At 54.1% G+C, this 14973-nt stretch carries 13 protein-coding genes and 2 pseudogenes; 2 read left to right on the forward strand and 13 right to left on the reverse strand.

What is annotated here, in order from left to right; all coding sequences use genetic code 11:
* Positions 1-7: 7 nt before the first annotated feature.
* The 8 genes and pseudogenes from ispF to cysG all read right to left on the reverse strand — a co-directional run bounded on the left by ispF (position 8) and on the right by cysG (position 6539).
* Positions 8-481: a 2-C-methyl-D-erythritol 2,4-cyclodiphosphate synthase gene (gene ispF, locus UC14_RS05650; protein ID WP_013574014.1), complete on the reverse strand. Its 474-nt coding sequence runs from the start codon at positions 479-481 to the stop codon at positions 8-10.
* Positions 481-1200: a 2-C-methyl-D-erythritol 4-phosphate cytidylyltransferase gene (gene ispD / locus UC14_RS05655; protein WP_112197360.1), complete on the reverse strand. Its 720-nt coding sequence runs from the start codon at positions 1198-1200 to the stop codon at positions 481-483. The genes ispF and ispD overlap by 1 nt, the downstream gene beginning before the upstream one ends.
* A gap of 2 nt (positions 1201-1202) precedes the next feature.
* Complete coding sequence (ftsB, locus tag UC14_RS05660) at positions 1203-1523, reverse strand: cell division protein FtsB (RefSeq protein ID WP_013574012.1); 321 nt, start codon at positions 1521-1523, stop codon at positions 1203-1205.
* Between the two features lie 167 nt (positions 1524-1690).
* Positions 1691-2071: a DUF3561 family protein gene (locus tag UC14_RS05665; protein WP_013574011.1), complete on the reverse strand. Its 381-nt coding sequence runs from the start codon at positions 2069-2071 to the stop codon at positions 1691-1693.
* A 59-nt stretch (positions 2072-2130) separates the two neighbouring features.
* Positions 2131-2754 carry an adenylyl-sulfate kinase gene (gene cysC, locus UC14_RS05670; protein WP_013574010.1) on the reverse strand — a complete coding sequence of 208 codons (624 nt, stop codon included), beginning with the start codon at positions 2752-2754 and terminating at the stop codon, positions 2131-2133.
* A 1-nt stretch (position 2755) separates the two neighbouring features.
* On the reverse strand, positions 2756-4183 hold the full coding sequence (gene cysN / locus UC14_RS05675; RefSeq protein ID WP_013574009.1) for a sulfate adenylyltransferase subunit CysN: 1428 nt from the start codon (positions 4181-4183) through the stop codon (positions 2756-2758).
* Between the two features lie 13 nt (positions 4184-4196).
* The gene (gene cysD, locus UC14_RS05680) at positions 4197-5105 is read right to left on the reverse strand and encodes a sulfate adenylyltransferase subunit CysD (protein ID WP_013574008.1); all 909 of its coding nucleotides are present in this window, start codon (positions 5103-5105) and stop codon (positions 4197-4199) included.
* A 10-nt stretch (positions 5106-5115) separates the two neighbouring features.
* Positions 5116-6539 (reverse strand): annotated as a pseudogene (gene cysG / locus UC14_RS05685) (siroheme synthase CysG).
* A gap of 251 nt (positions 6540-6790) precedes the next feature.
* On the opposite strand from cysG, the pseudogene UC14_RS05690 reads away from it, so the two are divergent.
* Positions 6791-7829, forward strand: a pseudogene (locus tag UC14_RS05690) (aminopeptidase).
* 159 nt (positions 7830-7988) lie between these two features.
* On the opposite strand, the gene UC14_RS05695 reads toward UC14_RS05690, so the two are convergent.
* From UC14_RS05695 to UC14_RS05710, 4 genes are all read right to left on the reverse strand, one after another.
* A complete protein-coding gene (locus UC14_RS05695; protein ID WP_013574005.1) occupies positions 7989-8726 on the reverse strand; it encodes a phosphoadenylyl-sulfate reductase in 738 nt (245 codons plus the stop codon).
* Between the two features lie 24 nt (positions 8727-8750).
* Entirely contained in the window at positions 8751-10487 is a 1737-nt protein-coding gene (gene cysI / locus UC14_RS05700; protein ID WP_013574004.1) for an assimilatory sulfite reductase (NADPH) hemoprotein subunit, read from the reverse strand.
* Between the two features lie 27 nt (positions 10488-10514).
* Positions 10515-12317, reverse strand: a complete 1803-nt coding sequence (gene cysJ / locus UC14_RS05705) for an NADPH-dependent assimilatory sulfite reductase flavoprotein subunit (RefSeq protein ID WP_112197361.1) — start codon at positions 12315-12317, stop codon at positions 10515-10517.
* 345 nt (positions 12318-12662) lie between these two features.
* Positions 12663-13667, reverse strand: coding sequence for a hypothetical protein (locus UC14_RS05710; protein WP_112197362.1), 1005 nt, complete (start codon positions 13665-13667; stop codon positions 12663-12665).
* A 169-nt stretch (positions 13668-13836) separates the two neighbouring features.
* On the opposite strand from UC14_RS05710, the gene queD reads away from it, so the two are divergent.
* The gene (gene queD, locus UC14_RS05715) at positions 13837-14196 is read left to right on the forward strand and encodes a 6-carboxytetrahydropterin synthase QueD (protein WP_112197363.1); all 360 of its coding nucleotides are present in this window, start codon (positions 13837-13839) and stop codon (positions 14194-14196) included.
* Positions 14197-14209: 13 nt separating this feature from the next.
* On the opposite strand, the gene queE is transcribed toward queD, so the two are convergent.
* Positions 14210-14881: a 7-carboxy-7-deazaguanine synthase QueE gene (gene queE, locus UC14_RS05720; protein WP_013574000.1), complete on the reverse strand. Its 672-nt coding sequence runs from the start codon at positions 14879-14881 to the stop codon at positions 14210-14212.
* Between the last annotated feature and the right edge of the window lie 92 nt (positions 14882-14973).

Here is a 14973-nt window from a genome sequence, read left to right on the forward strand (position 1 = left end):
CACAACATCATTCCTTAATCAGCAGAGCAACGGCTTCGCAGGCAATACCTTCGCCACGGCCAGTAAAGCCCAGCTGTTCGGTTGTCGTGGCTTTCACGTTGACGTCATCCATATGACATTGCAGATCTTCTGCCAGAAACACGCGCATCTGCGGGATGTGCGGAGCCATTTTCGGTGCCTGTGCGATGATCGTGATATCCAGATTGCCCAGCTTGTAGCCTTTTGCACGGATACGGCGCCAGGCTTCGCGCAGCAGTTCGCGGCTGTCAGCACCTTTGAATGCCGGGTCAGTGTCCGGGAAAAGTTTACCTATATCTCCCAGCGCAGCGGCACCAAGCAGTGCGTCCGTAGCCGCGTGCAGGGCAACATCACCATCTGAATGCGCCAGTAAACCCTGCGGATAAGGGATACGCACACCACCGATCACCAGCGGGCCTTCGCCGCCAAATTTATGTACATCAAAACCGTGACCGATACGCATTATGCGTTCTCCTCCTGGGATAAGCGGGTTAAATAGAATTCAGCCAGGGCCAGATCTTCTGGCCTCGTGACTTTAATATTATCGGCCCGTGCCGGGATCAGCATAGGATGAAAACCGCAATATTCCATTGCCGAGGCTTCATCTGTGACCACCGCACCTTCATTGAGTGCACGGCGCAGGCAGGTTTTCAGTAATTCGAGCGGGAAAAATTGCGGCGTCAGTGCATGCCACAGGTCCTGACGATCGACCGTATGTGCAATCGCTGTAATGCCCGGTTCACCACGCTTCATCGTGTCGCGCACGGGGGCGGCAAGGATCCCGCCCACTTTACTGGTGGTGGCAATCGCCAGCAGATTATGGAGATCGTCAGGATGCAGACACGGGCGCGCGGCATCATGTACCAACACCCAGCCGCTGTCTCCGGCAACATCCAGCCCGGCCATCACCGACTCAGCACGTTCCGCACCGCCTGCAACCACGCGAATACGCGGATCACGGGCAATGGGAAGTTGTTCGAATTGCGTATCCTGCGGGCTTAATGCCACGATAACCTGACTGACTTTGCCGCTTTGCAGCAAAGCGCAAATTGAGTGTTCTATCAGCGTCTTACCGCCAATAGAAAGATATTGCTTGGGGCATTCTGCCTGCATACGGCTGCCAATGCCGGCAGCCGGTAACACGGCAATAACCTCTGGAAGGGAAACTGCGATATGGCTCATGGCTATTGATTCAGGTTGTTTTGCGAAACGGTGCTACCAGGCGCACGTTTGTTGTCAGGCACCAGACGATAAAAAGTCTCGCCGGGTTTAATCATGCCCAGTTCATTGCGTGCGCGTTCTTCGATCGCTTCCTGACCGCCGTTTAAATCGTCGATTTCTGCGAAAAGTTGATCATTACGTGATTTCAGTTTGCCGTTATTAACTTGTTGCACCTGAACGTCATCGTTTACACGTACATAATCGTGAATACCATTCTTACCCAGCCACAGCGAATACTGTAGCCAGCCAAGTAAAATCAGTAATAGCAGTGTTAGTTTGCCCATCCCCGCCCCCTAAAAAAGCTGGACAATCATCCCACAACTTTCCCTCTGACTCCACTGTGGCAGTGGTAAAGCCGGTGAGAATCAGACTTACGCACGCAATTAAGGGTGAGAATGACACAATGGGTTACATCGTGAAGGGAATTTGCAGGGAAAACCGCCAGGAAAAGTCACCAGCCAGACAGGAAAGAGAAGACTGTCCAGAACATGCCGATAACGCAGACCGCGCTGGCCAGAGAGGTTTTAAACCAGCCACCGCCAAAGAACGTGCTGAACGCAATGCCTATCAGGACGGAAACGGGCATCAGCGCCAGGAAGAACGGCCAGGTGTAGAGCAGGAAAAACAGGGTGTTGGAACCATAAACCAGAAAAGGGATCGCGAACGCCAGCCAGTAGAAGACAAACCCGATGAATCCGCCCTGCATGGAGTAGGAAGGATCTTCGGTGTCTGCACTGTCGGTTTCCGGTATCGGCACGCGTGTCCGGGGGGTAATTTCCCCGGTGCGATCCACGCGGTTCCGACTGACAAGTCTGCTAAATAACGCCTGCATAGATGATCCCTGTATTTCAGTGTAAACCGGCACGCTCTGTGACGTTTGGCCGGCAACATTCAGGGATTGATAATAGCGCGCTGGCGCATCACTTCTAATAATTGAGGCACCAATTGTGTTACCAATTGTTCACCATCAAGATGCACATCCGGGGTTTCCGGTGGCTGATATTCTGAGTCAATACCGGTGAAGTTTTTCAGTTCACCCGCACGGGCTTTTTTATACAAACCTTTCGGATCACGTGCCTCGCAGATAGCCAGCGGCGTATCCACAAACACTTCAATAAACTGACCGTCTTCCAGCAAATCACGCACCATTTCACGCTCGGCGCGGTGAGGTGAAATGAACGCCGTCAGCACGACCTGCCCGGCATCCACCATCAGTTTCGCCACTTCACCTACGCGACGGATGTTTTCACGCCGGTCGTCGTCGGTGAAGCCCAGATCACGGCACAGTCCGTGACGGACATTATCGCCATCGAGCAGATAAGTGCTAACGCCCTGCGCATACAGCGCCTGTTCAAGCGCACCGGCCACGGTGGATTTCCCCGAGCCAGAAAGCCCGGTGAACCACAGCACCGCACCACGATGGCCATGTTGCTTTTCGCGATCCGCACGAGTCACCGTGTGCGGATGCCAGACAACATTCTCATCTTTTAAAAAAGTGCTGTCTTGTGACGCCATCTTATTTGCCACCCAGCAGGTCGCGCGCACCCCAGTGCGGGAAGTGACGTCGAACCAGGCTGTTCAGTTCCAGCTCAAATGCGCTGTATTTATCCGATTCCTGATATACCTGTTCAATGGCTTCACGTACCAGACCAGCACCCACGGTAACGTTGGTCAGCCGATCGATAAAGATCATGCCGCCGGTCACCGCGTTGCTCTGATAGTTATCCAGCACCAGTGGTTCGTCGAAGGCCAGTTCCACCAGTCCGATACCATTCAGTGGCAGGTTTTCTACCACACGCTGCGTCAGCGAGTTAATTTCCACCTGATATTCGATATTTTCCACACGCGCACGGGCTTTCTTGCCGCCGACTTTGATGTCGTAACTCTGGCCGACGCTCAGTGGTTGCTCGGCCATCCACACCACATCGACTTTGGCATTTTGTACCGGTTTAACCGTTTCTTCTGCATCGACCAGCGTGTCGCCACGGCTGATATCACGCTCATCGGCCAGCACCAGCGTAATCGCGTCGCCCGCCCAGGCTTCCTGCAAATCACCGTCAAAGGTCACAATGCGTGCCACGGTAGATTCCACACCGGATGGCAATACTTTCACCTTCTGACCGACACGGACAGAACCGGATGCCAGCGTTCCCGCATAGCCACGGAAATCAAGATTCGGGCGGTTAACGTACTGCACCGGGAAGCGCATCGGTTGCTGTTCACGAATGTTAATAATGTTTACCGTTTCCAGCACGTCGAGCAACGTCGGGCCGGTGTACCAGTTCATTTTCTCGCTTGGTGTGGCAACGTTGTCGCCTTCCAGCGCGGAAAGCGGCACAAATTTGATGTCCAGATCGGTCGGCAGTTGCTGCGCGAAATCCAGATAATCCTGTTTAAACTGCTCGAATACCGCTTCGCTGTAATCCACCAGATCCATTTTGTTGACGGCCACCACCAGATGGCGGATCCCGAGCAAGGTCGCAATAAAGCTGTGGCGACGGGTTTGATCCAGCACACCTTTACGGGCGTCGATCAACAGAATCGCCAGATCACAGGTCGATGCACCGGTCGCCATATTGCGGGTGTACTGTTCGTGCCCCGGCGTGTCCGCAATGATGAACTTACGTTTCTCGGTAGAGAAATAACGGTAAGCCACATCGATAGTAATGCCCTGTTCGCGTTCGGCCTGTAAGCCATCCACCAGCAGTGCCAGATCCAGTTTCTCGCCCTGGGTGCCGTGACGTTTACTGTCGTTATGCAGAGAAGACAGCTGATCTTCGTAGATCTGACGGGTGTCATGCAGCAGGCGCCCGATCAGGGTGCTTTTGCCGTCATCGACGCTGCCGCAGGTCAGAAAGCGCAGCAGGCTTTTGTGTTGCTGAGCGTGCAGGTAAGCTTCAACGCCACCCTGCTCCGCGATTTGTTGTGCAATTGCGTTATTCATTAGCTGCGGCTCCTCAGAAGTATCCTTGACGCTTTTTCAGTTCCATCGAACCGGCCTGATCACGGTCGATCGCGCGTCCCTGACGTTCACTGGTGGTCGATACCAGCATCTCTTCGATGATCTCCGGCAACGTTTGTGCCTCAGATTCAACAGCACCGGTCAACGGCCAGCAGCCTAATGTGCGGAAACGCACCATTTTCTTCTCGATCACTTCGCCCGGTTGCAGATCAATACGATCATCATCAACCATCAGCAGCATACCGTCGCGCTCCAGCACCGGACGCGGTGCGGCCAGATACAACGGAACGATTTCGATATTTTCCAGATAGATGTACTGCCAGATATCCAGCTCAGTCCAGTTAGACAGCGGGAACACGCGGATGCTTTCGCCTTTGTTAATCTGGCCGTTGTAATTGTGCCACAGTTCAGGACGCTGGTTTTTTGGATCCCAGCGGTGGAAGCGGTCACGGAACGAATAGATACGCTCTTTGGCACGGGATTTTTCTTCGTCACGGCGTGCACCGCCGAAAGCGGCATCAAAGCCATATTTATTCAGCGCCTGCTTCAGACCTTCAGTTTTCATGATGTCAGTATGTTTGGCACTGCCGTGCACAAACGGGTTGATGCCCATTGCCACGCCTTCCGGATTTTTATGCACCAGCAGCTCAAAACCGTAATTCTTCGCCGTGCGGTCACGGAAGTCGTACATTTCGCGGAATTTCCAGCCGGTATCCACATGCAGCAGCGGGAACGGCAAGGTGCCCGGGAAGAAAGCTTTGCGCGCCAGATGCAACATCACCGAGGAATCTTTCCCGATGGAGTACATCATCACCGGGTTGGCGAATTCAGCAGCCACTTCACGGATGATATGGATACTCTCCGCCTCCAGTTGCCGCAAATGAGTCAGTCGTTTTTCGTCCATAACAGATCCTTTAAGCCAAATTCACAACCGACGGGCGTTGGGTGCCGTCAGTCTCAGGATGATGCCCAAACCAGGCCAGTTGCTGATGAAGTGATACCACTTCACCAATCACCAGTAACGCCGGCGCCGCGCCTGCTGAGCCAGATGTTCAAGATTATCGAGTGTTCCGGTCAGCACCTGCTGATCAGAACGCGTTCCCCGTCCGATGACCGCAACGGGCGTATGCGCTGCGCGACCATGAGCGATCAGTTGCTGGCTGATTTCGGCAGCTTTAAGCGTGCCCATATAAATCGCCAATGTCTGCTGGCCTTTCGCGAGGGTCTCCCACTGCACGCCGTTGTTTTCCGGACGGCAATGCCCGGTCACGAATATCACACTTTGCGCGTAATCGCGGTGCGTCAGCGGAATACCTGCATAGGCTGTCGCACCGGCAGCCGCGGTAACACCCGGCACCACCTGGAAAGGAATGCCTGCCGCCTGCACCGCCTGTAATTCTTCGCCGCCGCGTCCGAAAATAAACGGATCACCGCCTTTGAGGCGCACGACTTTTTTCCCCTGCTGCGCCAGTTCGACCAGCAGACGGTTAGTGTCTTCCTGCGCGACAGAATGGCTGCCCGCACGTTTACCCACACAAATCTTGTCCGCATCGCGGCGCACTAAATCCAGCACGTCTTCGCTGACCAGATAGTCGTAAAGCACGACATCGGCCTGCTGCATCACCTGCAGCCCGCGAAGGGTGAGCAATCCTGCATCACCCGGCCCGGCACCGACCAGCGTGACATTCCCGCGATGCGAGATGTCTTCCGCGTTTTCTAACTGCTGTTGCAGCGCCTGTTCTGCTTCTGCGAGCTTTCCCGCAGAAGCGAGGCTGGCAAAGCGTCCGGCAAACAGTTGTTCCCAGAAACGGCGACGCGCACGCATTGAACTGAACTGTACTTTCACATTGTCGCGCCAGCGTCCGGCGATATCGGCCATTTGCCCCAGGCTGCCCGGCAGTAGAGTTTCCAGCTTCTCGCGCAACATTCTGGCGAGTACCGGCGCTTTACCGCTGGAAGAAATCGCGACCACAATCGGCGAACGGTCGACAATCGAAGGGAAAATGAACGAGCACTTCGGCTGATCGTCAACCACGTTAGCCAGAACATGACGGCGGTTGGCCTGTTCAAAAACCTCAGCATTTAACGCGGCGTCGTCGGTGGCGGCAATCACCAGAAAAACATCGTCGAGCTGTTCCGGCAGAAATGCCTGTGCCGACCAGCTAACTTCTGCGGCCTGTCTGCGTTGTTCCAGCTCGGGAGAAAGTGCCTGTGCGACTATCCGTACTTGCGCACCTGCCCGCAGGAGGAGATCAATTTTGCGAGCAGCGACTTCGCCACCTCCCACGACCAGCACAGGGCGTTGTTTGAGGTCGGCAAATATTGGTAGATAGTCCACAAAAGCCTTTAATGATTGTCAGAGTTAATAAACAAACTATACGTGCAGGCAATAATTGATCTGAAATGACGAAAAGGAATGATTAGTTACTAAATGGAATATAGCCCGACAAAAAGAGCGGTTTGGGATAACGGGAAATTGTCTAATCGCACAGACAATCGCATACTGTACGCCCCAGAAAGACCGCCACACGCGGCCTGTTGTTTGATTGCCTTCCGGTCATATTGACCAGCAAATAAGGATTTTTGGCTATGTTTTCTTTTTTACGCATGAAGCGGACGCTGCTGGCGCTGAGCCTGAGCTGTGTCTGTATGGGTCATGCGATGGCGGCGTCCGCCCCGCTTCCGCCAGTGGGGATGATCGCCAGTCAGCAAATTCGCCATATCGCCACCTATTTTCCCGGACGCATGGCCGGCAGCCCGGCAGAACTGATCGCTGCGGATTATCTGAATCAGCAGTTCAATAAATTAGGATATACGAGCGATTTACGTGGCTTCGATACCCGCTATCTTTACACCAGCAATGCGGGCAAAAAGAACTGGCAAAATATTCACGCCACGTCGGTGATTGCCGCACGTGCAGGAGAAGTGCCGCAGCAAATCATCGTGATGGCGCATTTCGATACCTATGTGCCGCAAAGTGACAGTGATACCAACCATAATCTCGGCGGCCTGACGCTGCAGGGGGTCGGATGACAACGCTTCCGGCGTTGGTGTGATGCTTGAGCTGGCCGAACGCATGCAGGCCATCCCGACGCACTACAGCTTGCGTTTCGTGGCGCTGAGTGCGGAAGAAACCGGTGCTAAAGGCGCGGAAGACTTTGTGAACCGCATGAGTGCTGAAGAGAAGAAAAATACGCTGCTGGTGATCAACCTGAATTCGCTGATCACCGGCGACCGGTTGTATTTCAATAGCGGCGCGAATACTTCCGTGGCCGTGGCGAAACTCACCCGCGTACGGGCGCTGAATATTGCGCACAGTCTGGGTATTCCGGCAGAAAGCCACGAAGGCGTACATTGCTGCGATGGCATAAAAGCGCTGGATGACGCACGGCTGCCGCTGCTGAACGTGACGGCGACTAACTATGCGCTGGGTAAGAAAGACGGCCTCCAGCAACGCGCGATCACCAGCCACTTCCCGCTGGGTACCACGCGTTATCAGAGCCAGTTCGACAATCTGCAATATCTGGATAAAGCCCTGCCGGGCCGCATCGAAAAACGCTCACGCGATACAGTGAAAGTGTTATTCCCGCTGCTGAAGGATCTGGCGAAACCGGCGAAACACGCCTGATTAAATATGGGGAGTTGAGACGTTAATTACAGGAATCCCCTAAATAATTCGGATTGCAGGAAGGCGGCAAGTGAACGCATCCCCGGGAGCATAGATTACTATGTGACCGGGGTAAGAGCGCGCAGCCAACGCATCTGCAACCCGAAGTATGACGGGGATTTATTCATGGAGGCCGCATTCGCGTTTCAGTCCGAAAAAGCGCGTGTCTTCTTCCTTCATCCCTTCTTCCCATTTTTTCGTGGTGTGTGTGTCACCGACGGAAAGATAGCCCTGATCCCACAGCGGGTGATAGCTCAGGCCGTTGTCTTGCAGATAACGGAAGATCTGACGGTTATCCCAGTCAATAATCGGCAGGATTTTAAACACACCACGTTGCACCGCCAGCACCGGCAGATGCGCACGGCTGCCGGATTGCTCACGACGCAGACCGGCGAACCAGGTCTGCACGCCGAGCGTCTGAATCGCACGATTCATCGGCTCGACTTTATTGATGTGATTATATTTCTCGATGCCCTCGACGCCCTGCTCCCACAGTTTGCCGTAACGCGCTTCCTGCCAGGCTGCCGAATGTTCAGCACGGAATACCTGTAAATTCAGGTTCAGCTGTTCGGTTAACGTATCGATGAACTGATAGGTTTCCGGGAACAGATAGCCGGTATCGGTCAGGATCACCGGAATGTCCGGTTTCTGCTGTGTGACTAAGTGCAGACAGACCGCCGCCTGAATGCCGAAGCTGGAAGACAGGGCGAATTCACCAGGCATATTTTCCAGCGCCCATTGCACACGCTCCTGCGCGGACAATTTTTCGAGGCTGACGTTAATTTCCGCCAGCGCCATGGATTGTCCGGACTTCGGCAGTTCATTCAGTTCAGCCAGAGTAAGGTTCAGCAAACTCATATCGCCTCCTGTCGGTTATCGCTCTTAATCATAAAAGTCACGTGCCGGATCCAGCACGGGCTTAATGATCCCTGCGCGGATCACAAAGTCGCCAAAGCCTTCACCGGTTTCGCGCTCTTTCGACCAGCGTCCGACCAGTTCGTCAATGATGCCCAGGATCTCTGCATCAGAAATATTTTCGCGGTACATGCGCGGAATACGTGTTCCGGCGCGGTTACCGCCAAGGTGCAGGTTGTAGCGGTTCATCGCTTTCCCCACCAGACCAATTTCGGCCAGCAGCGCACGACCGCAGCCGTTCGGACAACCGGTCACACGCAGCACGATGTGTTCATCGCCTACGCCGTGGCCGTGCATGATGCCTTCTACTTTGGTCACAAACTCAGGCAGGAAACGTTCCGCTTCCGCCATCGCCAGCGGGCAGGTCGGATAAGACACGCAGGCCATCGAGTTTTTACGTTGCTCGGTGACACCGTCGTCAATCAGGCCGTGATTACGCGCCAGGGTTTCGATCGCGTCTTTGTCTTGTTCCGCGACACCGGCCACGATCAGGTTCTGGTTAGCAGTAAGCCTGAAATCACCTTTATGGATCTTAGCAATTTCTGCCAGTCCGGTTTTCAGCGGCTTGCCCGGATAATCAAGAATACGGCCATTTTCGATAAACAGTGTCAGATGCCATTGTTTGTCGATGCCCTTTACCCAGCCGATGCGATCGCCGCGACCGGTGAATTCGTAAGGACGAATATCACCAAACTGAATGCCTGCACGTTTTTCAACTTCGGCTTTGAATACCGGCACGCCGACGCGTTCCAGCGTGTATTTGGTTTTGGCGTTTTTACGGTTGGTACGGTTACCCCAGTCGCGCTGCGTGGTCACCACGGCTTCGGCGACGGCCAGCGTGTTCTCCAGCGGAATAAAGCCCAGCTCGCTGGCAGTTCGTGCGTAAGTGGCTTTATCACCGTGGGCGATAGAAAGCCCGCCGCCGACCAGCACGTTGAAGCCGACCAGTTTGCCGTTATCGGCAATCGCCACAAAGTTCAGGTCGTTGGCGTGAAGATCCACGTCATTTTGCGGCGGGATCACCACGGTGGTTTTGAATTTACGTGGCAGATAGGTCGCCCCCAGAATCGGCTCTTCATCGGTGGTTTCGACTTTTTCCTGATCCAGCCACACTTCGGCGTAAGCGCGGGTGCGCGGCAGCAGGTGCTCGGAGATTTTCTTCGCCCACTGATACGCTTCCTGATGCAGTTCAGATTCCACCGGATTCGAGGTACACAACACGTTACGGTTAACGTCGTTGGCGGTCGCCAGTGCATCCAGACCAAGTTTGTTCAGCAACTGATGCACCGGTTTGACGTTCGGTTTCAGGATGCCGTGGAACTGGAAGGTCTGACGGTTGGTAATACGGATGCTGCCATACAGCGTGCTGTCTTCAGCAAATTTGTCGATGCCCAGCCACTGGGCTGGCGTCATCACGCCGCCCGGCAAACGGCAACGTAACATCATGGCATGACGCGGTTCCAGCTTCTGCTCAGCGCGTTCCGCACGGATATCACGGTCGTCCTGCTGATACATGCCGTGGAAGCGGATCAACAGGAAGTTGTCTCCGTTGAAGCCACCGGTCAGACCGTCTTTTAAATCCTCAGTGATAGTCCCGCGCAGGAAATTACTTTCCTTCTTCAGGCGTTCGGCGTCAGCCAGCGGGGCATCGACGATCAACGGGCCCGGACCGGGATTGAGTTCACTCCACAACTTATTGCTCATAAGGTTTTCGCTCATTGCTCAGATTCGTTAGTAGACGTCGCGCTGATAACGGCGATCAAGGCGCAATTCACTGAGATATTCGTCGGCCGTTTCCAGATCCATTTCGCCGTATTCGGCGATGATTTCCAGTAACGCCTGTTCTACATCTTTCGCCATACGGTTAGCATCGCCGCAGACATACACGTGCGCGCCTTCCTGCAACCACTGCCAGACTTCAGCGCCCTGCTCACGCAACTTGTCCTGTACATATACTTTTTCCGCCTGGTCGCGTGACCATGCCAGAGAGATATGGGTCAGCAAGCCGTCTTTCACGTAACGCTGCCACTCGACCTGATACAGGAAATCATCGGTAAAGTGCGGGTTGCCGAAGAACAGCCAGTTTTTGCCGGTGGCGCCGTCGTTATCACGCTGCTGAATGAAGGCGCGGAATGGCGCAATGCCGGTACCGGGTCCTATCATAATGACCGGCGTCTCCGGATTCACCGGCAGACGGAAGTTATCGTTATGCTCGATGAAGACTTTCACTTCACCGTCTTCTTCCAGACGATCGGCCAGGAAGCCGGACGCACCACCAGAGCGCGGACGACCATCGATGTCATAACGCACCACGCCAACAGTAATATGGACTTCTGTTTCAGTTTCAGCCTGCGAGGAGGCAATCGAATACAGGCGCGGCGTCAGCGGACGCAGTAAATCCACCAGTTGCTGGGCATCCAGCTCAGTCGGTGCGCGGCGTACCATGTCAGCAAACGGCACGGTCTGGGCGTATTGCTGCAGCGCAGGCTTGTCAGCCAGCAGACCGGTCAGGTGTTCATCGCGGCACAGCGCGGCATATTTTTCGATAATCGGCGTGGTGTTTTGGGTCAGTTCGATGTGATGTTGCAGCGCTTCTGAAAGCGACAGTTTTTTGTCGTTCACCTCGACAATTTCATCACCTTTCAGCCACAGCAGTTCAACGATTTCCTGCACCAGTTGCGGATCGTTTTCAAACCAGATCCCCAGCGCATCGCCCGGCTGGTAACGCAGGCCGGAATCACCGAGTTCGAGTTCCAGATGACGTACGTCTTTATCAGAATCGCGGCCGGTAATTTTCTGGTTAACGGAAAGTGTCGCGGTCAGCGGCGCTTCTTTGGTGTAAGGGCTGCTGTCGACCTGATTCACACTGCCTGCCAGCGTCGGAACCGCCTGCGCCCCGGTGTCAGCCGGTACGCGCTGTTTCAGCACATCGACAATACGCTTACGCCAGTTTTCGGCGGCTTCTTTATATTCCACATCAGCATCAACGCGGTCTAACAGGCGTTCTGCCCCCAGCTCGCCCAGACGGGTATCGAAATCTTTACCTGCCTGACAGAAGAATTCGTAAGAGGTATCACCCAGCGCAAACACCGCAAAAGCCGTGTCTTTCATTTGCGGGGCTTTTTTGGATTGCAGGAATTTGTGCAACGCGACGGCTTCTTCAGCCTGTTCGCCTTCGCCTTGCGTGGAGGCCACGATCAGCAACAGCTTTTCCTGACCAATTTGTTTGAATTTATAGTCACCGGCATTCACCAGATTGACGTTAATTTTCGCGGCGATCAGGTCATCACGCAGTTGCTCGGCAACACGGCGGGCGTTACCCGTTTGCGAGGCGGAAATCAGAGTGACTGACGCGGCATTCTGTACCGGAGCAGAAGCTGCCACCGCACCCGGTTGCTGATTAACCATGCCCCAGAAATACCCTGACAGCCAGGCCATCTGAGTCGGTGAGTAATCACCAATCGCCGATTGAAGGCGGGCCATTTGCTCGGGGGTCAGCGGGAGCAGTGAAGTTGGAGGAGCCTGAGTCGTCATCGCGGTACGAATTCCCTTATGCAAAAGCAAGTCATCAATCCGGCCTCCGGCGCTTTTTACAGTATATGTTCGCGCGGGAAAAACCTTTCAGAGGATGTAGGTTAACGAGCAGGATAATAACAATTAAAGAAGTGATGGAAATAATAAATAACCAAAATGACTAAGAGGATTTAGAGGTAAGGTCTATCTGAAAAAGTGGTAAGGCATGATTTTTATCCTACTGAAATCGCTAAAAAATTTACCTCACTGCGAGCAGGCTCTTTGCAAAGTGCCGGATACATAAAGAAAAACCCCGCCGGAGCGGGGTGATGAATATTTTTCAGTACTCAGCTAAGCGTGACGATTTTAAAGATGAAAAGCGTTGTGCTGTTCAAACCAGGCGAACTGTCCGGCGGCAAATACTGACATTTTACTGCCACTGTGGCCGACATCTGACAGGTCCATAAAGTGCCAGTTAAACGGTGTGTTGTTCTGTTCAGCGCGTTGCTGGGAGGTGGTGAAATAACTCTCGGCGCGCTCCAGACGGTTTGTCCCCTGCGCCATCGCCTGCTTGGATTTGCGCAGCAGGCGGTTTTCCGGATCGTCGTCTTCAGCCCCCACGGCAATCAGCACCGGTTTGGCAAAGTAATCATTCAGTTGCTGCTGGCTGACCGCCACCGGCGCTTCGCGTAAACCGTAAGGCCAGCGCTGATCGGTATCCGGTAATGTCCACCAGCCTGCCGCCGCACAGACCGCGGCTTTCACATTCGGCTCAGGCAACAGCGTCAGCATGCGGTGTACAAACTGGCAACCCGCGCTGTTTCCAAATAAATAGTATTGTTTCTGGCTGGTGACGCCCTGCTTTTGCAGCGTCGTAAACAAGTTATCGACCATGCTGAACGCCCACTGCGATTTCGGCAAACGGTGATGGGTTTTGCTGTCGGTCAGATTACCGAGGTTATAGCCAGCGGCGCCGGGGAAATCCTGCTCGCTGAAATGCGGCACGACCACGCGCAGATGATACTGATCAGCAACGGTCATCCAGTCATTGCGGTAAGTTGCGGCATTACGGTCCACGCCGGTCATCACCATAACCACCGGCGTAGTCTCATCTGCACCGACAGGCTGATAGGTGAAAACTTCCAGCGGCTTTTTACCCGGTGCCAGAGGAATATGCATCACACCGGATCCCGGTGGGAAAACCAGAGGTGCTTTACTGACCGGAGTTTTGGCAACCGGAGAGGCTTTAACCGCGGGTTGAACCGGTTTAGCCGTAGCGGGGACGGACTGCTGAGGGGTGGCAGTGGTCTCTGCCTGAACACCAGCCGAGAACAACAACGCCAGAACAGCGCAACGAAGCACAGTAATCATTCACTATCTCAACAAGTTAGTTTCTACCGGCTCACTGTATGCCAGCAATGCGGGCGGAGTAAAGAGAGTAAAAGTCAGGATTTGGTGAAGAAAAGCGCAGTTAAGTCATGGCACGTAAGCCGGTATTCCGGTACTATGCCGCGTTTTTTCGAGCAACGAGACATGCCTCATGACCACCACATTATTTAAAGATTTTCAGTTTGAAGCCGCCCACCATTTACCGCATGTGCCCGCAGGGCATAAGTGCGGACGGTTGCACGGCCACTCTTTCACCGTCCGTTTAGAAATCACCGGTGAAGTGGATCCGTATACCGGCTGGGTGATGGATTTCGCCGAACTGAAAGCTGCGTTTAATCCGACTCTGGATCGTCTCGATCACTATAATCTGAATGACATTCCGGGTTTAGAAAACCCGACCAGCGAAGTGCTGGCCGCGTGGATCTGGAACGAGATGAAACCTAAGCTGCCACTGCTCAGCGCCGTGCGCGTGAAAGAAACCTGCACCGCGGGTTGCGTATATAAAGGTTAACTCAGCATATCTCTTATGCAATGTTGAGATACTTATGTGTCTGCATTGACAGCCGCCAGTTTCTTGCAATGCAGGTCGCAATGCACAGTCTGGTGGCTTCTTCTTTTTGACTGATTGGCTGCAGGGCAATAATCCGCGCTTTGCTGTCAGTCAGGGTTTCCAGCAGGGCATCCAGAGCGTCGATATCACGCTGACGCGCCACCGGATGTTTCACTTCATCGGCGCGTTTCAGTGCCTGCGGCAGAATGTCGTAACCGCCACGCATATTCACTTTCGGGGAAACCGTCACCCAGGTATTCACCGAGCAACGGACTTCGTGCGTGCCGCTGGTTTCAATCTGGCAACTGAAGCCGCTCTTTTCCAGCAATGACGTCAGTTCAGTCAAATCGTAAATGCATGGCTCACCGCCGGTGATCACCACGTGACGCGCGGTGTAACCTTGCTGCGCGATAACCTCGAGCAGTTGTTCTGAGGTGGCGTTACCCCAGGCATCACTCTCTTCAGTTTTGACCAGAATGCGCTGCATATCGACTTCCCGATCGGCAATTTTATCCCAGGTGTGTTTGGTATCGCACCAGCTGCAACCCACAGGACAGCCTTGCAGGCGAACGAAAATCGCCGGCACGCCGGTAAAATAGCCTTCCCCTTGCAGGGTTTCGAACATCTCATTAATCGGGTACTGCATCGGTTTCTCAGTCATCTCTAAAAAATCAGCGCGCATTATCGCAGATCGCAGGCGCTGCGCCAAATACAGGGCGCAGCGGGAGTGTGTGCAAA

Origin of the sequence: Rahnella sp. NRRL B-41462, from assembly GCF_003263525.1 — a bacterium.
In the GTDB taxonomy this organism is placed as follows: Bacteria; Pseudomonadota; Gammaproteobacteria; order Enterobacterales; family Enterobacteriaceae; genus Rahnella; species Rahnella aceris.